The 17,292-nt window shown below is 67.8% G+C and carries 14 protein-coding genes; 10 read left to right on the top strand and 4 right to left on the bottom strand.

The window, feature by feature from the left end:
- Positions 1–18: 18 nt before the first annotated feature.
- From bioA to VNF71_13285, 3 genes are read left to right on the top strand one after another with little or no spacing between them, the layout of a single operon-like run.
- Entirely contained in the window at positions 19–1,320 is a 1,302-nt protein-coding gene (gene bioA, locus VNF71_13295) for an adenosylmethionine--8-amino-7-oxononanoate transaminase (protein ID HVA75527.1), read from the top strand.
- Positions 1,308–2,438 (top strand): 8-amino-7-oxononanoate synthase, encoded by a 1,131-nt coding sequence (locus VNF71_13290; protein HVA75526.1) that lies wholly within the window; start codon positions 1,308–1,310, stop codon positions 2,436–2,438. Before bioA ends, VNF71_13290 begins: the two co-directional genes overlap by 13 nt.
- Positions 2,435–3,061: a dethiobiotin synthase gene (locus tag VNF71_13285; protein HVA75525.1), complete on the top strand. Its 627-nt coding sequence runs from the start codon at positions 2,435–2,437 to the stop codon at positions 3,059–3,061. Before VNF71_13290 ends, VNF71_13285 begins: the two co-directional genes overlap by 4 nt.
- 10 nt (positions 3,062–3,071) lie before the next feature.
- On the opposite strand, the gene VNF71_13280 is transcribed toward VNF71_13285, so the two are convergent.
- The gene (locus tag VNF71_13280; protein HVA75524.1) at positions 3,072–4,661 is read right to left on the bottom strand and encodes a hypothetical protein; all 1,590 of its coding nucleotides are present in this window, start codon (positions 4,659–4,661) and stop codon (positions 3,072–3,074) included.
- An 86-nt stretch (positions 4,662–4,747) separates the two neighbouring features.
- Entirely contained in the window at positions 4,748–5,926 is a 1,179-nt protein-coding gene (gene mftD, locus VNF71_13275; protein ID HVA75523.1) for a pre-mycofactocin synthase MftD, read from the bottom strand.
- A gap of 115 nt (positions 5,927–6,041) precedes the next feature.
- Here mftD and VNF71_13270 point away from each other — a divergent pair, with 115 nt between their 5' ends.
- The 6 genes from VNF71_13270 to VNF71_13245 all read left to right on the top strand — a co-directional run bounded on the left by VNF71_13270 (position 6,042) and on the right by VNF71_13245 (position 14,115).
- On the top strand, positions 6,042–7,199 hold the full coding sequence (locus tag VNF71_13270; GenBank protein ID HVA75522.1) for a DUF3089 domain-containing protein: 1,158 nt from the start codon (positions 6,042–6,044) through the stop codon (positions 7,197–7,199).
- A 77-nt stretch (positions 7,200–7,276) separates the two neighbouring features.
- Positions 7,277–8,650 (top strand): site-specific DNA-methyltransferase, encoded by a 1,374-nt coding sequence (locus VNF71_13265; protein ID HVA75521.1) that lies wholly within the window; start codon positions 7,277–7,279, stop codon positions 8,648–8,650.
- Positions 8,651–8,730: 80 nt separating this feature from the next.
- Positions 8,731–10,197 carry a hypothetical protein gene (locus tag VNF71_13260; GenBank protein HVA75520.1) on the top strand — a complete coding sequence of 489 codons (1,467 nt, stop codon included), beginning with the start codon at positions 8,731–8,733 and terminating at the stop codon, positions 10,195–10,197.
- 150 nt (positions 10,198–10,347) lie between these two features.
- Positions 10,348–13,140 carry an AAA family ATPase gene (locus VNF71_13255; protein ID HVA75519.1) on the top strand — a complete coding sequence of 931 codons (2,793 nt, stop codon included), beginning with the start codon at positions 10,348–10,350 and terminating at the stop codon, positions 13,138–13,140.
- A gap of 91 nt (positions 13,141–13,231) precedes the next feature.
- Positions 13,232–13,591, top strand: coding sequence for a cupin domain-containing protein (locus VNF71_13250; GenBank protein ID HVA75518.1), 360 nt, complete (start codon positions 13,232–13,234; stop codon positions 13,589–13,591).
- Positions 13,588–14,115 carry a cupin domain-containing protein gene (locus VNF71_13245; GenBank protein ID HVA75517.1) on the top strand — a complete coding sequence of 176 codons (528 nt, stop codon included), beginning with the start codon at positions 13,588–13,590 and terminating at the stop codon, positions 14,113–14,115. Before VNF71_13250 ends, VNF71_13245 begins: the two co-directional genes overlap by 4 nt.
- On the opposite strand, the gene VNF71_13240 is transcribed toward VNF71_13245, so the two are convergent.
- Together VNF71_13240 and VNF71_13235 are read right to left on the bottom strand one after the other, a co-directional pair.
- The gene (locus VNF71_13240) at positions 14,078–14,575 is read right to left on the bottom strand and encodes a (2Fe-2S)-binding protein (GenBank protein ID HVA75516.1); all 498 of its coding nucleotides are present in this window, start codon (positions 14,573–14,575) and stop codon (positions 14,078–14,080) included. The two genes, VNF71_13245 and VNF71_13240, sit on opposite strands and share 38 nt — an antisense overlap.
- Positions 14,576–14,579: 4 nt before the next feature.
- A complete protein-coding gene (locus VNF71_13235) occupies positions 14,580–16,889 on the bottom strand; it encodes a molybdopterin cofactor-binding domain-containing protein (GenBank protein ID HVA75515.1) in 2,310 nt (769 codons plus the stop codon).
- Between the two features lie 205 nt (positions 16,890–17,094).
- Between VNF71_13235 and VNF71_13230 the strand changes: the two genes are divergently transcribed.
- The coding region (locus tag VNF71_13230) for a hypothetical protein (GenBank protein ID HVA75514.1) at positions 17,095–17,292 on the top strand (198 nt) is incomplete at its 3' end.

Raw genomic sequence — 17,292 nt, 5'->3', positions numbered from 1 at the left:
CCGGGCTACCGTGACGCGGTGCAGACGGACCCCGCGGCGGATTGGATCCGGCGCGACCAGGCCAGGGTGTGGCACGGCTTCACGCAGATGGCCGCGTACGCCGGCAACCGCCCTGTCATCGTCGAGCGAGCAGAAGGCCGCGAGCTGATCGACGTCGCCGGGCGGCGTTACCTCGACGCCATCTCCAGCCTGTGGGTCACCACGCTGGGGCACCGGGTGCCCGAACTCGACGCCGCTCTCACGATGCAGGCGGGCAAGGTCGCCCACTCGACCCTGTTGGGCAACGGCAACACAGTCGTCGTGGAACTCGCGGAAGCGCTTGCCGGCGTGGTACCCGTGGACGATCCCCGGTTCCTCTTCGCGTCGGACGGGGCCGCCGCCGTCGAGCAGGCCCTGAAGATCGCCTTCCAGTTCTGGTGGAACCAGGGCGTTACCACGAGGACCCGGTATCTCGTCCTGGGGGACGCGTACCACGGCGACACCGTCGGCTCGCTCTCGCTCGGGGACGGAGGATTCGGCACCGACCTGTTCGACCCGCTTCGTTTTCCCGGTGTCGTGCGAACACCCGGTTACAGGTGCGACGAGTGGCTCGATCAGTCGCTCGCCGCCCTGGAGGAGCACGCGGGCTCGCTCGCTGCCTTGGTCGTCGAGCCGCTCGTTCAGGGTGCCGCCGGTATGCATGTCGCCGAACCGGGCGACGTGCGCCGCCTGGCCGGTGCCTGCAGGGAAGCCGGCGTACTCCTTGTATGCGACGAGGTGGCCACCGGCTTCGGCCGCACAGGCTCGTTGTTCGCGTCGGATGCGTGCGGCGTCCGGCCGGACATCCTGTGCATGGGCAAGGGGCTCACCGGCGGTTACCTGCCGATGAGCGCGACAGTTGCGTCGGGGCGAGTCGCCGACGCCTTCCTGGGCGAGGACCTCGGTCCCGAGGCGCTCTATCACGGGCACAGTTTCGGAGGCAACGCGCTCGCCGCGGCCGTCGGCTTGCGCCATCTCGGGCTCTTGAGTGAATGGCACGTCCTCGACAACGTCGAGCAGCGCGGAGCCCAACTGGCGAAGCGGCTCCGAACACTGAGCGGTCACCCTGGTGTCGCGGACGTGAGGACGTGCGGGCTCATGGCCGGCGTCGAGCTGGCGCCGCCGAAACCCGGCCTGCGGTGGGGGAGGCGGGTATGTGCGGCGGCGGTCGACGCCGGTGTTCTCCTCCGGCCGCTCGGCGACGTCGTGGTGGTGATGCCGATACTCACCTCGACCGCCGACGAGATCGATCGGATCGCGGATGTTGTCGAGTCCGCGATCGAGACCGTATGCAGATCCTGAACCCCGGCGGCGAGTGGGCGCGCTGGCTCGACGCCGAAACTTCGTCCATCCGTCGCGCGGGGCGGTGGCGCGAGCTGCGGACTCTCGACGGCGGCAGCCCGAACTTCAAGCTTCCGGACGGCTCGCACGCCGTGTCCTTCGCATCCAACGACTACCTCGGTCTCTCGCTCCACCCAGCCGTGATCTCCGCGGCGCAGCACGCCGTCGCACGGTGGGGCGCCGGCGCCGGCGCGTCCAGGCTCGTCGTGGGCAGCCGGCCCGTTCACGAGGAGTTGGAGGAGGCTCTCGCCTCATGGCGCGCCGCCGAGGCGGCCTTGGTCTTCCCGACGGGCTACCAAGCGAACATCGCCGTGCTCGCGGCGCTCGGCGGTGGCACCCGGATCGTGTCCGACGAGCTGAACCACGCGTCGATCATCGACGGTGCGCGCCTGTCGCGCGCCGAGGTGACCGTGTACCGCCACCGCGACGTCGATCACGCCGCCGAGCTCGTCAGGAGCGCCGGCGGGAGAGTGCTCGTGGTCTCCGACACGGTGTTCTCGATGGACGGTGATCTCGCCCCGGTTCAAGGTCTCTCAGAGATGTGCGCCCGCCACGGAGCACTTCTCGTGCTTGACGACGCACACGCTGTCTTCGAAGCAGAACCCGTCCATCCCGACGCCGACTGCCTGCGGGTCGGAACCCTGTCCAAAGCGCTCGGATCCCAGGGCGGCTACGTCGTCGGGACGCGTCGCTGGGTGCATCTTCTGGTCAATCGCGCGCGGCCGTTCATCTTCACGACGGCCCTCGCTCCCGCAAGCGCGGCGGCGGCCCTGGCCGCCGTGTCGGTGTGCCAATCGGGAGAAGGACGCGATCTGCGCGCCGCCTTGCGCCGCAACGTCGACGCGGTCCGGTCCGGCCATGCCTCGCCGATCATCGCTGTAGTCCTCGGGTCGGAGGAAGCAGCGGTCGGTGCATCGAACCGGCTGCTGGAAGAGGGCCTCCTCGTCCCAGCGATAAGGCCACCCACGGTCCCGCCCGGGACCAGCCGCCTACGGGTCGCCCTGTCCGCGGCACACGCCATGTCGGACGTGCGGAGACTGGGTGCTGCGCTCGACAACCTCGCGACCTCCCTGACATGAGGCCCAGACGGATCGTCGTCGTCACCGGAACCGGCACCGAGGTGGGCAAGACCTGGGTGGCAGCACGCCTCGCAAGCGCGATCAGAGCACAACGTCTCACGGTGGCGGTGCGCAAGCCGGCGCAGTCCTTCGCCGCCGGCGACGACATGACCGATGCCCACGTGCTTGGCGCCGCCAGCAGCGAGGCCCCCGAGCTGGTCTGCCCGCCGCACCGCTGGTACCCCGTGCCGATGGCGCCGCCGATGGCCGCGGCCGAGCTGGGTCTGGAACCGCCGTCGCTCGAGGACCTCATAGCGGAGGTGGACAGGAGTTGGCCGGCGAGCGACGTCGACCTCGGAATAGTCGAGGCCGCCGGCGGCGTGGCTTCACCGCAGGCGGCCGACGGCGACGCCACTGACCTCGCCCGAGCGTTGAAGGCCGACCGTGTGCTGCTCGTCGCCGATGCAGGTCTCGGCACCATCAACGCGGTGCGCCTGTCCGTCTGGGCGCTCGCGCCGATTCCCGTGACCGTGTTCCTCAACCGCTACGACGGCTCGGACGGCCTCCATCGCGCCAACCGCGACTGGCTCCGTGTCCGCGACGGCTTCGAGGTGATCGCGTCAGTGGACCAGCTAGTGGTCTAGCCAAGCCCGATCAGGTCGCGGGGCACCAGGCGTTCGCCGGCACGCCCTCGCACGGATCGGGCATGCTCGGCAACAACGACGCGTCGGGCAGCGGGGGCATTTCCACCTCGGTCCGCCGCGGGTAGTTGTCGGTCGGCAGGCACGCCTGGCCGCCGGTCACGGGCCCGATATTGATCGCCTCCGAGTCGCAAGCCGCCTGCTGCAGGAAGGGTGCGTTGAGATCTGGTGGGACGGTCGCGCCGGTGCAGGACGGGTACAGGCTCTGCGCCAACGGCGGGCTGGTGGTCACCGCGGCGCCGCCGACTTCGACGTTGCCCCCGAAGCAGTCCGTCGGGCCGGGCTCGAGGTTGCCGGCGCCGATGTCACCGTTGGTCGGGTTCCCGAAGAAGCCGTTGTGCTCGTAGGTGTTGCCGATGACCGCGTCGCCCCACTCGTCGAAGATGCAGGCGGCCGGCGTGTCGGTGCCACCGCTGCAGGGAGGCCCACTGTCGGGGAAGGGGACGAGGATCGTCCCCCACGCTCCGTTGTTGACGAAGAGGTTGTCCATGATCGTGTCGTCACGCGCTCCTGACAACGACATCCCCGTCCCGACCGGGCCGGCGGCCGCGAGGCCTGCCGACGGGACGTTGGGGTTGTTGTTGTCGTGCACGTAGTTGTGCATGAACACCCAGCAGGAATGGGTTCCCGTGATCTTGCTTATCCCCCCGTTGGGGCAGGCGCCGTCCTGCGGGGGAGGGTTGTCGCCGTTTTGGCTGTTGGTGTCGAAGCCGTCCTCGTTGTGATCGAACTGCGAGTTCTCTACGACGAGGTTTCCCCCGGAGTTGGAGCCGGAGTAGCCGAGCGCGTTGAACTCCGCCCAGGCGTCGTCGACGGTCTGGTTGCACTGGTTCTGGCAGGCGCCGATGTAGTAGCCGGAATCGTTGAAGTTGCTGGCGTAGGTGTGGTCCCACGCGCCGCCATTCCAGTTGCTGGAGAAGATCCCGTACTGCGCCGCGGTCGCAGGATTCTTGGGGTCGTAGAAGGTGCTCGTCGCGTTCAGGTAATTGCCCCAGTAGCCCCAACCGCCGACCTGTGCGCTTCCGTCGCCGCCGTTCCACCAGATCTCGTTGCCGGTCGTGCCGGCGCCGGCGAGGAAGTTGCAGACCGTGAGGTTCTCGATCCACGAGTTGTCTGCCTTGTAGTCCATGATCCCGTTGAGGGGACCGTTCTGGTCACCCGCGGCGTTGCTGCACTGGGGTCCCGACTTGGTCCCGTCGATGACAACGGTGTTGCGGTCCATCCCCCTGACGTGGATGTCCGGTGTGGTGATCAGGACCCCGGATGGCTCGCCCGGATCCCCTGCGGGTGTGCTGCTCGAAGTCGTCTTGTAGTCACCGGGCCCGACCAGGATCCAGTCGCCGGGCTGTGCCACGGCGAGCGCTTCCTGGATGGTGGCGAACTCGCCGGTGCTGCCTTGATAGGACCCGACCAGCAGCACGTTGGGACCGCTGCTGGTGGCGACCGCGGCGAACGCCAGTGTCGTCGACAGCAGCCCCCCGATTGCCGCCCAGAAGGCGGCCCGGCGGAGGGGCCCGCTCTTTTTCCTCGCTAGTGAACGCAATGTCCGGTCTCCCCAGTCTCGGCCGCGGGGCCAGCCGTCGGCTAGCCGGGAAGGTTAGGCGTAAATGACCGGATTTGTCTTATTCGCTAGTCCCCGAGGCGGCGCTCGAAACCCGGTGGGACGATCACGTCGCCGGGGCCGAGCTCGCCGATCGAGCTCTTGCCGAGACCGAGCAGCGCCGAGTCGATCCCGTTCCTGAGCACGTCGAGCACGTTCTCGACTCCCGCCTGACCGTTGGCTGCAAGCCCCCACAGGTAGGCCCGGCCGATCATCACCGCCTTGGCGCCGAGCGCGACCGCTTTCACCACGTCGCTGCCGCGCCGTATCCCGCCGTCGAGGAGCACCTCGACCCGGTTCCCCACCGCTTGCGCCACGGCAGGGAGCGTGCGGATCGTCGCGGGAGTCCCGTCGAGGTTGTTGCCGCCGTGGTTGGAGACCGAGATAGCGGTCACGCCGGCGTCGGCGGCTCGTCTCGCGTCGTCGACCCTGACGATCCCCTTCAACATGAACGGGCCGCCCCACTTTTCGCGCAGCCATCGAACGTCGTCCCACGACGGCGGTGGAGTCTGCATCCACTGCCCGTACGCGCCAAAGAAGGTGGGCGGCTTCTCCCCCGGCGACGTCATGTTCGGGACCGTGAGGTCCGGCAGGCGCCCGCTGCGAAGGTAGGACACGAGCCACCTGGGCCGGACGATCCCCTCGGGCGCGAGGCGCACCATCTCCTTCAACGTCATGCGCTCGGGGATGTGCGGGCTCCCCCAGTCCCTGCTGTGGGAAAAAGACCAGTCGAGGGTGGCGATGAGCCCCACCGCCCCTGCGGCCTTGGCGCGCTCGAGCCGGCGGGCCACGTCGTCGCGGCTGCCCACCCAGTACACCTGGAAGAACGTCTGAGGGTTGGCGGATATCACTTCCTCGACGGGCTTGCTCGCAAACGAGCTGAGCCCCATCGCCGTACCGCGCGCGGCTGCCGCGCGGGCGACGGCGACCTCACCGTCGGGGTGGACGGCCTGGACCCCGGTCGGGGAGATGAGCACCGGCATGGAGATCGGCTGACCCATCACCGTGGTCGACAGGTCGCGCTTCTCCGAGAACCCCGCGACGTGCGGCGCGAAACCCAGCTCCGCGAAGGCGGAAATGTTGTCCTCGACGGTGAGCCCCTTCTCCGACCCGGCGATCAGCGCGCCGTAGACAGACTTCGGCAAGCGCTTCTTGGCGCGCCGCTGCGCTTCAGCGACCGACTCGAACCATCCGCCCGACGATGCCATTTCAGGAGTACCTCCGGGGCGCGTGAAGCACCAACTCTCTTGTGGGAAGCCGATGTTAGGTGGGGAAGACCAAACCTCGCCTCGCAGCGTCGGGGCGGTGGCAGACTCGCCGTTGATGCGACGCCCCAAGCGGCCTTGCCGATCCGGCCTCGCTCTGGTGGCCGTGATCGTTGCCGTGGCCGCTTGCTCGTCCCCGGTGCACCGCCCCGCTGCTACCGGCACGACGCGGGCTGCCTCCGGCGCCGCGGAACGGACCGACGCCGCGGGCACGGTGTGGCTGTGCCGTCCGGGGGTCGCTCCGGACCCCTGCACCGGCAACCTGTCCGCGACAGCGGTGTCGGCCGGCGGGACCCGTGCAGCGGTCCCCGCCAGCCCAGCCGTCCGGCCGGGTTTCGACTGCTTCTACGTCTACCCGACCGTCAGCCCGGAGAAGGGGCCCAACGCCGACCTGACGATCCAGGACTCCGAGACGGGGGTGGCCAAGATACAAGCCGAACGCTTCTCGCAGGTCTGCGACGTGTGGGCCCCGATGTACCGACAGGTGACCCTCTCGGCTCTGTTCGCGGGTGGGTTACCGGCGTTGAACACCGCCTACCAGAGTCTCCTTGGCACCTGGAACGACTACCTCCACAACTACAACGACGGCCGCCCCATCATCTTCGTCGGCCACTCGCAGGGCGCCGCGATGCTCATCCGCCTTCTGGCCAACGAGGTCGACCCCAGTCCAACGCTCCGAGCGAGGACAGTCGTGGCGATCATCGTCGGCGGCAATGTGCAGGTGGCGGCGGGGAAGCAGGAGGGAGGGTCGTTTCAGCACCTGCCTCTGTGCACGTCGGAGTCTTCAACCGGTTGCGTCATCGCCTACTCCACCTTCCCGTCCGAGCCGCCGGCGGGTTCGTTCTTCGGGCGCCCAGGACAAGGTGTCAGCTTGATGTCGCTGCAGACAGCGCGGTCGGGCCAGCAGGTTGCTTGCGTCGACCCCGCAGCTCTGGCGGGTGGGACCGGCACCCTGGACCCCTACTACCCGTCGCCGCCCGTGCCGAAGGTCGGAACCCCGTGGGTCACCTATCCGGGGCTGTACAGCGCGTCGTGCGAGAGCGCCGCCGGCGCGACCTGGCTGCAGGTGAACCACGTCGCGACCGCCGGCGACACGCGCCCGGTCGTCACGGAGTCGCTCGGGCCGCTGTGGGGCTATCACGTCGACGACATCCAGCTGACTCTCGGGAATCTGGTCGACGACGTGCGTACCGAAGAGGCCGCTTACGCGCATTGACGGTCTACCGGGACCGCGGCGGCTGCGCCAGCGATTTAGGGAGAGCCGTCGGCGTGGCACCTAGGATCAGCAACTCGATGGCAAGGCGGTCGACCTCCACCTCGGCGTTCGGGGTGTCGAAGCGTGAGGGCCACGACGCCAGCGGGTTTTACGGGCGTTTCACGCCACCTGTTGTCTCGGCCGAAGCCGAGGTCGCGGCCAACCGGGCGGTTGACAAGCTGATAGTCGGCGACGCCCGCCGCATGGACGAAGTGCCGGAATGCTCGGTGGCGCTGGTCGTGACGTCACCGCCCTACTTCGCGGGCAAGGAGTACGAGCAAGGTCTGGGGGAGGGCGGGATCCCGGCGACCTACCTCGAGTACCTGCAGATGTTGCGGGATGTGTTCGCCGAGTGCGCGCGGAAGCTGGAGCCGGGCGGACGGATCGCGGTGAACGTCGCAAATCTCGGTAGGCGGCCTTACCGATCGCTATCGGCCGACGTCATCGCCATCTTGCAGGACGACCTGCGGCTGCTTCTTCGCGGCGAGATCGTGTGGGTCAAGCAGCGCGGCTCGTCGGGCTCGTGCGCCTGGGGGAGTTTCCAGCGGCCGGCGAACCCGGTGCTCCGTGATCTCACCGAGCGAGTTGTCGTCGCGAGCAAGGGCCGGTTCGACAGGGCGGTGCCGGCAAAGGCCCGTGCGCGCCACGGCCTGCCATCCGAGGGGTCCATGACGCGCGACGACTTCATGGAGTACACGCTCGACGTGTGGGAGTTACCAGCGGAAAGCGCGAGAAGGGTGAAGCACCCTGCGCCCTTCCCGGTGGAGCTCCCGTCGCGGCTTATCCAGCTGTACACCTACCGCGGCGACCTTGTGCTCGACCCGTTCGCGGGTTCCGGCACGACCGCAGTCGCGGCGGTCACGACGGGAAGGCACTACGCCGGCTACGACCTGGACGAGTCCTACGTGCGGCTCGCCGAAGCCAGGGTGGACGAGGCCCGCCGACACCTGGACGCGGAGACCAGGATCGAGGTAAAGGTTCCGGCCGAATCTTCCGACGCCCCCGGCGACCCGGTGGCTGCGGGATATGCGGCCAAGGAGCTGGCCCGAGACCTGCTGGTGACGGCGGGTTTCGCTGACGTCCGTGAGAACCAGCGGCAACCCGGCGGTGTGAAAGTCACGTTCACTGCGCTCGACGGGCGTCGCCGGACATGGCAGTTCGAGGTCGCCGGCGGGTTCACCACCCACCGGCCGGGAGTGAAACGATCCGAGCACCTGTGGAGGGTGATAGCCAAGGCCGCGGTGCTGCAATCCGCAGGCGCATCCCGGTTCGTGCTGCTCACCGCCGGCGACGCATCCGGAATCGAGCCGCTTGCCGCGGTCACCGGCGACTGCAAGCCGATCCGGACGGTCGTCGACCTCACTTCCCCGTCCGCCGTCGAGACGCTCCGTTCAATGCGCACCGAGCCCTAGAGGGCGTGTCTCTTCCAGCTAGGTACGCTGGTGGCGGAAATGCGCCTTTCGGGCGCTACTCGGCTGAGGGAGAAGCTTTCATGCGTCGCAGGGCTGGGGGAATCGTCGTTGCAGGAGCCGCGGCGCTGGTGGCTTTGTTCGCCTGGCCGGCTGGAGCTCAGAGTCCGCCCGTCGGTCCCCCGACCGTGCCCCCCAGCCCAACTCCGGCAGCCGCGATCGGCACGCTCAGCGGCTCCAACCCACCGCTCCACTTCTCCGGGGCGGTGGGCAACCCCACCCCGCTGCCTCTGGTCGACAGCCCAGTGCCTCCCGTCTGCGTCGCTCCGTGCAAGGAATTCACCTTCGTCAACGCGAGCTCTGGGACGTTTCTCGTGGCGCTGCAGAACACCGTCACCGGGCCGGGCGGAACGTTCAATGCCGACGACGGGTTCGACCTCTACGTCTACGACCCGAGTGGTTCCCTGGTAGCAGCCGGCAACGGCATCGGTGCCAACGGCCAGTCGGTCGAAGTGAGCTCGCCGGTGCCGGGCACGTACACGATCGTCGTCACCGTCACCTATGCCGAGGACACCGACGCCGCGTACACCGGCGAAGTGCGCCTGGAGTCGGGATCGACCTGGGCCCCGCCGGCGCCGTCGTGCAACACCACGGTCGGCTCCACGACCGGTTGTTTCGAGCTTCCGGTGTTGCAGGCCGTGCCGGCCTACGACCTGGCTGTCAGCGGGCTCCCACCGGTGGCTTCGACCCCCCTCGGGTTCCCGTTCCCGGTCAACGCGCCGACGTCCAACTCGTGCTACGCCGACGAAACGTTCGGGCTCGACAACCCGTCCCCATCGGGCGTCGAGAACCCCACGACCCGGTGCCTGCGCTTCACCAGCGACGTGCGCAACACCGGTGCCGGGGCGCTCGAAGTCCAGATCCCCTGGTTGACGTCGAGCGGGTCGGGGGTGCCGCAGAGCGGGTTCGCGCCCGGTGAATGCCAGACACAGCAGGTCGTCTTCACTACCTCCGGAGCGCCGGTAACCAGGTCTGGCGGCGGCTGCGAGTTCCACCCCGAGCACGGCCACTTCCACTACAAGAACCTGATCTCCTTCACGCTCTACAACGTCGCGGCCGATGGCGGGGTCGGCACCGCGGTGGGCTCGGGGCTGAAGGAGTCCTTCTGCCTCTCCGACGACGACTACTTCGGGTATGGGACCACCGGACCGAACGGCTCGAGGCAGTTCGTCGGCCAGCCAGGCTGTAACGTGCCCTCTGACATCGGTATTCCCGCCGGGACCGGGGGATCGAGCGGGTCGGGCGGCGCCTACGTGGTCGAGGGGATATCGCCGGGATGGGGTGACGTCTACACGTGGGATACCCCGGACCAGTACATCGACATCAGCCATGTGGCGCCGGGGATCTACGACCTCGTCGAGGAGACCAATCCGGCCAACGCGCTGCTCGTCGCCGGCCCGACCCAGACATGCGCCCTCACTCAGCTTCAGCTGACCGCCACCTCGGTCAAGACGCTGTCGACGGATCCGAACATCACCTGCCCGAGCTGAGCATTGAGCCGACCCGGCTCATATCTGACGCTCGTGATCAGCCGCCCACGGTTGAACCCTCGCGCCGAGCAGACGAGCTGAACGGGGTCGCGCGCGTCCCCCACAACCCGATGTGGTGCGAGAGACAACGGCGTCCGGCACACTAGGGAGATGGGGCAGCGGCTCTGCCCGGTGATCGTCGGGCGCGACTCAGAGCTGGCGACGCTTCGCGACGCCTTGGACTCAGCGCTGCGAGGCAACGCCAGATCGGTCGTGATCGCCGGGGAGCCGGGAATCGGGAAATCCCGTCTCGGCCGGGAGGTCGCACAGTGGGCAGGTGATCGAGGGGCCACTGTGACGACGGGACGCTCTGTCCCGTCGTCCACCTCCACCCCCTACCGGCCACTCACAGAAGCGCTGCTGCAACTCCTGCGCGATGGCCAACTCCCCGACGATCCGGCGGTCTCCCGGTGGATTCCACTTCTCGAGCCGGTGCTCCCCATGCACGTCCGGGGGCGGGTCGCTCCCGGCGACGAGGCGGCAAGCCTTCGGGGTGAGGCAGTACTCCAACTGCTCCTTCGGATCGCTCCCGATGGGCTCGTCCTCGTGCTGGAGGACCTGCACTGGGCCGACCCGGACACGGTGTCGGTGCTCGAATACCTGGCGGACAACCTCCGCGGTTCGCGCGTCCTTCTGGTGATGACGATGCGGGACAGCTCGCCGTCAGCAGCGCTCGACATGGCCCGCCGGCAGCGAGGACGCTCCGGCGCCGTCTTCATGACGCTGGACCGGCTCACCGGTGAACAGCTCGCCGCCATGGTGCGCGCCTGCGAGCCTCAAGCGCCAGATGACGTGATCGACCGCGTCCAGGAAGCTTCGGACGGAGTCCCGCTACTGGTCGAGGAGCTCCTCGCCTCCCCCGGGCTGCCCGAGGGGTTCACAGCAACCGTTAGGGCACGCCTCGACGAAATGGAGACTTCACACCGCTACGTCATAGAGACGGCTGCTGTACTCGGTCGCCACTTCGACTGGGAACTGCTCGCCCCGATAACCGGCCATAGGGACGAGGTCGTGTCCACGGCACTGGTCGCAGGCGTTGATGCCCTGCTGCTGTCGAGCCAAGGAACGGCGCTTCGCTTCCGGCACGCGCTCACGAGAGAGGCCGTGCTCGGAACCATCATCCCGCCGCGGCAGCGCCAGCTCGCCGAGGCTGCGCTGGCCGCAGTTTCGAACCGAGAGCTGAGCGCAGATCAACGGGACCTCGTGATCGACCTCTCTCTGCGGGCCGGAGACCGCTGCCGTGCGGGAGGGTTGCTTCACGAATCCGGCAGCGAGTCGCTCCGATGGGGAGCGCTGGCGACGGCTGCGGAAACATTGCAGCGGGCAGCAAAGCTGCTCGAGGGAGCCGCGGAGCAGGCTGACGCGGAACTGGAACTCGTCGAGGCACTGGCCTTGGCCGGACGATCGGAGGAGGCCGCGGCGGTCGGCGGACGCCTCATGATCCGGCTCGGTCCAGACCCGTCGACGGCGGCGCTTCGAGTCGAGGTTCATCTCCGTCTCGCGCAAGCCGCGGTCGCAGCGGCACGGTGGCAGATGGCCCGACATCACCTCGAACAGGTCCGGTCCCTTGCTGGGAGCGATCTTTCGCCCCGAGCGGCCGCGCGCGCGGCGGTTCTCGAGGCGGACGTCTTGATGGCGTCGGACGACCACGAGACCGCCAGGGATCTGGCTGAATCCATCCTTCACACCGAAGGCGCAACACCTGACATCCGCTGCCACGCCTTCGAGATCGTCGGTCGCAGCCGCCGCCCCGTGGACCTGGCCGCTGCACGAAGCGCATTCGAGGACGCGCTGATCACAGCCGAGGCCGCGGACCTGCCTTTGTGGCGGTTGCGTGCCCTGCACGAGCTCGGGACCATCGACCTGTTCAACCACGCCGGCGTCGAACGTCTGCTGCAAGCCCGACAGGCGGCAGAGCAGATGGGCGCCGTGAGCACAGCGGCGATTCTCGATCTGCAGCTGGCTGCAGCGTTCACGTGTCGTTGGGACCTGGATGCCTGCGATATGCACGCGCACTCGGCAATCGAAATCGCCGAGCGCCTACGACTCGACTTGGTCCGCGCCAAGGCGTTCTCTCACCTGACCGGCAGCGCCGGTATGCGTGCCGATCCGGCGGCGGCGGCGCGATATGCGGCATTGGCCGTCACGGCCGCGCCCGGCGACAAGATGCTGGAAGGCTTCTCGTGGGCCATGCGAGGCATGTCACTGCTGTTGGCCGGAGAGGAGGACGCTTCGATCGAGCCGTACGCCCGCGGAATGGCCATCCTGGGACGGCTCCCTCACGCGGAGCCGGCGGCAGTGCGGGCGCTGTGGCCGCTCGTGCTCGCGTCCCGGGGCGACGAACGGGCCCAACGGGCGATCGACGAGGCGCGCCGGCTGGGTGTGGGCGCCTTCGACCTCAACCGGGGGATGATCCACTATGCGGAGGCGGTCCTGGCGGGTCGCCGGGGTGACCATCATCGTGCCCGCGAACTGGTGGCCGCCGCGGCCGCTGAGTTTTCCAACTGCGACGGATGGGCGGACCTGGCGCGTTTCCTCGCTGCCCCGGTGGCACTCGAGGGCGGGTGGGCCGGTGCTCAACGCTGGCTGACCGATGCGGCCGACGGTTTCGCATTGCGGGGTCTGCCTGCTCTCGCCGAACGATGCCACGAGCTGCTCAGGCAAAACAGCCCCAATCCCTGGCGGGATCTCGGCATCAGCACCCGGGAGGCGGATGTCCTGCGGCTCCTTGTAAGCGGGCTGGCGAACAAAGAGATCGCATCGGCACTCCACCTCTCACCAAGGACGATCGAGAAGCACGTCGAGTCTCTCCTCCGCAAGACGGGCACCCGTAGCCGTACGGAGCTGGCGGCCCGTCTGGCCCCTGGAAGGCTGGGTTCAACGCATTCTCTCGACACTACGTAGTCGCGTTCGGGATTACGTGTTCCTCCCGATGTGGGCGCCGGATGCCGTCCGCAGGATTGGTCACATCGGATATCCCAAGGAGGAACACAACATGAGCGCCGACACCAAGGCCACCCTCGAGGCAAAGAACCTGCAGTCGCCGGACGAACGACGGACCACGGACCATGGCTTTCTCGAGGTCGTCAACCTGCCTGGAGCGACGATCGCCCGTGGCGTGCTCCAGCCGGGGTGGAAGTGGTCCACGGACATCGCCCCCGCAGTAGGAACCAGCTCCTGCCAGGTGGCCCACACCGGCGTCATCCTCTCCGGGCACTTCCACGTCCGCATGGACGACGGGCGCGAGCTGGACTTCGGCCCCGGTGACGCCCACGTCGTGGCCCCTGGCCACGACGCCTGGGTGGTGGGTGACGAACCCTGCGTCGTCATCGACTTCGCCCCGACCTCGGCATGACCACGCGGTTGGTCGATGACTGGACGTTCCTCGGCGTCCGCATAAGGCAGCTGAGCGCGCCGCGGGAACCAATGGTGGTCGCAGAGGTGTGGCTTCCCGAGGGAGCCTCGCCGCCATTGCACGTCCACGAAGGGTTGGACGACAGCTTCTACGTGCTGGAGGGGACGATGGTCGTCCGGTGCGGCGACGAGGTGACGGTCGCCGGCAGTGGGACGTGGGTGCCGTTCCCGAGCGGGGTCCCTCACACCTTCCGAGTGATGCGCGGGCCGGCATGGGCATTGCAGGTCCACGCCGACGACAGCTTCATGCAGTTCGTCCGTGCAGTCGGACGCCCCACCCGGGCCGGCGACGAGCCAACAACCGCGGGAGGACCCGATCCCGATGAGCTATCTCGGCTGATGGCTGCGCACGGGATGAGGGCCGTCGGCGACCCGATGGAGGTCGATGAAGCCGAGGGATGGATGCAGCGGCTCGCCCCGTGGCGATTCACAGGTTTGCGGCGTAGTCGCGGATGGCTTCCCTGATCCGGTAGTACGTCCCGCACCGGCACACGTTTCGCAGGGTGTCGAGGTCGTCGTCGGTGAGGTTCACCGGGCCGGCTCCTCCTTGCTCGGCCAGAACGCGGTTGACGAGAGCGACTGCCGCCATGATCTGTCCCGGCTGGCAGTAGCCGCACTGCGCAACGTCGTGCTTGACCCAGGCCTCCTGGATGGGATGAAGCTGGGCACCTGCCGTCGCCGCCAGGCCCTCGATGGTCGTGATTTCGTGCCCGACGACGTCTTGGACCTCCACCGAGCAGGGATTGAACGCTTCACCGTCGATGTGACAGGTACAGGCCTTGCAGACATCGAGACCGCACCCGTACTTCGGACCGTGAATCCCGAGCAGGTCCCGCAGAACCCACAGCACGCGCAGGCTTCCCGGGCACTGCACGGTCACGTCCTGTCCGTTGACCGTGAAGCTGTATGAACCGATGTCGGACATGTCGTCAGAACTCCTGTGTCAGACCGTTTGTCGGCTCGACCGGGACGGACGGTTCGGTCGGGTAGGGGGTGAAGCCGAGCGGCTGGTTGTGGTTGATCGGGAAGCGGGTCGGCATCGTCCCGGTGGCCCTGGCGTAAGCGCAGGCCACGGCCGCCATCACTGGCGCTACGGCTAGCTCGCCGGCACCGCCGGGGACGCCCGTAGTCGGAGGCATCACGATCACCTCGAGATCGAACGGGACGTTCCACTGGCGCGTGTAGTACGCGTTGTCCCAGCTCGCCTCCAGGGGGATCCCGTTTTGGATGTGCAGGCTGAAGGTGAGCGCCTTGGCGATTCCGTCCATTGCCCCGCCCATCATCTGCGCTTCCAATCCGAGCGGGTTGATCGGCAGTCCGACATCGACCGCTATCACTACCTTGGTGACGCGAGGGCCGCCGTACCCGTCGACGATCGTGCGGCCGGTTGCATCCGGTCCGCAGTCGATCTCGACCAGCGCGGCGACGGCGCCTTTGTACTCCTTGTGCAGTCCCAGGCCCTGAGCGGTGAGGCTCGGCATCGACCGCCCCCAGCTGCCGGCCTGAGCGACCTTGTCCAGAACAGCGAGTAGGCGCGAGTCCTTCAGGAACGCCCGCCTGAACTGGTAGGGATCCTGCCCCATTCTCGCTGCCAGACGGTCTACGACGAGCTCGGTGGCCGTCGCGACGTCCGGGCTGTAGATGTTGCGCCAGCTGCCGGTGTTGAAGGCCATGTCGACCTCGTTGAGCAACTGGTTGGTCACACCGAAGTTGTACGGGACGTCCTGGGTGAGCTCGAAGACGCCCTGCGAGTACGCAAGGGTATTCCCCTCGGGGATCTTGGTGACCTCGGCGGAGAGGATCTCGCCAAGCCCGTGCGAGAAGTCGGTCGAGACGCTGGTGTGCCGCTGCTCGAATGCGAGGACGTCGCCTCCGAGGTACGACGCGCGTACGTGGGAGGTGGCCATCGGGTGCATCCGCCCTTGGCGGAAGTCGTCAGCGCGGTGCCACATCAGTTTCACCGGCTTGCCCATGGCCTTGGAGATCAGCGCTGCCTCGAGCCCGGCGTCCCAGAACAGGTGCCGGCCGAATGAACCACCGCCCTGAACCACGTGGCACGTGACGGCTTCCTGGGACAGGCCTAGCTCTTGGGCGATGATCTGCTGGGCGACGATCGGGGATTTGAAGCTTGACCAGATCTCGGCCTTGCTCGACGTCACATCCGCGACGGCACAGTTCGTTTCCAGCGGACTGTTGCTCACGAAGTAGAAGGTGAACGTCTCGTCGATGGTCTTCGTCAGAAGCGGAAGGCTCGTAACGCTGAAGGGAAGTTCGGCGGCGCGCAGTTCGGCGAGCACCGAATCGTCCGACTTGCCGGCCGCGGCGGCCGGTACCCAGGTGACGTTCAGGGCGTCGACCGCATCGATGCATTCGCCGAATGTCTGTGCCCGCACCGCGACGCCGGTCGGGACGACGACGATGTCCGTCACCCCGGGGTAGGTGGCCTTGACCTCCTCGACGTTCGTGACTGATCCGACCGTGCCGTTGATGGTCGGGGGCCGGCGGACCATCGTAGGCAACGCACCCGGGATCTCGAGGTCCATGGCGAACTGCTTGCGGCCGGTGACGATGTCGAGCGCGTCGATGCGACCTTGCGGGGTGCCGACGACCGTGAAATCGGAGGCCGGCTTCAGCTGCACCGGGATGGCCGTCGTCTGCTCGACGGCAGCGCTCTGCGCCAGCGAGCCGTAGGTGAGGGTCCGGCCGTCCGGAGCGGTGATGACGCCGTCATTCGCGGTTAGAGCATCGACGACCTCACCGAGCTGCAACGCCGCGGCTTCCAGGAGTGCTCCCTTCGCGGTCGCGGCTGCTATGCGCACGGGGGTGAACAGCGAGTGCATGCTGTTCGACCCGCCGGTCAGCTGGTTCCACACCAGCTCCGGTCGCGCATCGGCGAGCGAGATCGAGACCTTGTGCAGGGCGAGGTCCATCTCGTCTGCGATTGTCATCGCCACCGCGGTCGTGATGCCCTGTCCCACCTCCGCACGCGGAAGCGCAAACGACACGGTCCCGTCGGTGTTGACCACCACGGCGATGAGATTCGACGTTGGCATGGCGGCGTCGTTCAGCAGGTCGCTGAGGTCGTACTCTTCCGACGGTTCGGGTGCCGAGGGGATCACCGCCCCGGCCGGATCGGACAGGAACTCGAGGCCGAGGGGAGCGACGGCCGCCAGGGTCGGCGCTGCTATGAGGTAGCCCAGGAAACGACGCCTCGGGATCGGTCGTGAATCAAGCCGCATACTGCCTCCCCCAACTCCCTGCTGCTCAGGCCCTTTTGCGAGGTTGGAGGCGACTCTAGCGCTGCGCGGCTTTCAAGGGTCTACAGCCTAGTTAGGCAAATTAGGCCTACGACTTGCCGTAGGTTCGGCCCTTATTGCACGTTTGTACTCTTTGGGAAACATTGTCGACGGGCCGTCACCGGCGGGCCGCGGGAAAGGAGACACGATGACTCCCACGCATCTGTCCAGATGGCGGCTCTCGGCGGTGGTCGCCGGCGGGTGCCTAGCTACCCTCGGCCTGGTCGGCGTGCAGACCGCCTCTGCCGGGGCGGCTTCGACTGCATTCAACCCTTACTCTCCGGCCGTAGCCCATCCCTACCGGCACGGTGTTGTCCCGACGATCCCACAGCTGGCCAAGATGAAG

The organism is Acidimicrobiales bacterium (assembly GCA_035533095.1).
Classification (GTDB): domain Bacteria; phylum Actinomycetota; class Acidimicrobiia; order Acidimicrobiales; family Palsa-688; genus DATLUM01.
The sequence above is the reverse complement of the archived record's forward strand: the minus strand, read 5'-3'. Positions and strand labels throughout refer to the sequence as shown.

Bases quoted from the DNA above. Each gene is read 5' to 3' on its own strand.
- mftD (HVA75523.1), bottom strand. From the start codon at position 5,926: ATGGCATCGTCGGGCGGATGGTTCGAGTCGGTCGCTGAAGCGCAGCGG.
- VNF71_13290 (HVA75526.1), top strand. From the start codon at position 1,308: ATGCAGATCCTGAACCCCGGCGGCGAGTGGGCGCGCTGGCTCGACGCC.
- VNF71_13235 (HVA75515.1), bottom strand. From the start codon at position 16,889: ATGCGGCTTGATTCACGACCGATCCCGAGGCGTCGTTTCCTGGGCTAC.
- VNF71_13255 (HVA75519.1), top strand. From the start codon at position 10,348: ATGGGGCAGCGGCTCTGCCCGGTGATCGTCGGGCGCGACTCAGAGCTG.
- VNF71_13240 (HVA75516.1), bottom strand. From the start codon at position 14,575: ATGTCCGACATCGGTTCATACAGCTTCACGGTCAACGGACAGGACGTG.
- VNF71_13245 (HVA75517.1), top strand. From the start codon at position 13,588: ATGACCACGCGGTTGGTCGATGACTGGACGTTCCTCGGCGTCCGCATA.
- VNF71_13250 (HVA75518.1), top strand. From the start codon at position 13,232: ATGAGCGCCGACACCAAGGCCACCCTCGAGGCAAAGAACCTGCAGTCG.
- VNF71_13260 (HVA75520.1), top strand. From the start codon at position 8,731: ATGCGTCGCAGGGCTGGGGGAATCGTCGTTGCAGGAGCCGCGGCGCTG.
- VNF71_13270 (HVA75522.1), top strand. From the start codon at position 6,042: ATGCGACGCCCCAAGCGGCCTTGCCGATCCGGCCTCGCTCTGGTGGCC.
- VNF71_13265 (HVA75521.1), top strand. From the start codon at position 7,277: ATGGCAAGGCGGTCGACCTCCACCTCGGCGTTCGGGGTGTCGAAGCGT.
- VNF71_13285 (HVA75525.1), top strand. From the start codon at position 2,435: ATGAGGCCCAGACGGATCGTCGTCGTCACCGGAACCGGCACCGAGGTG.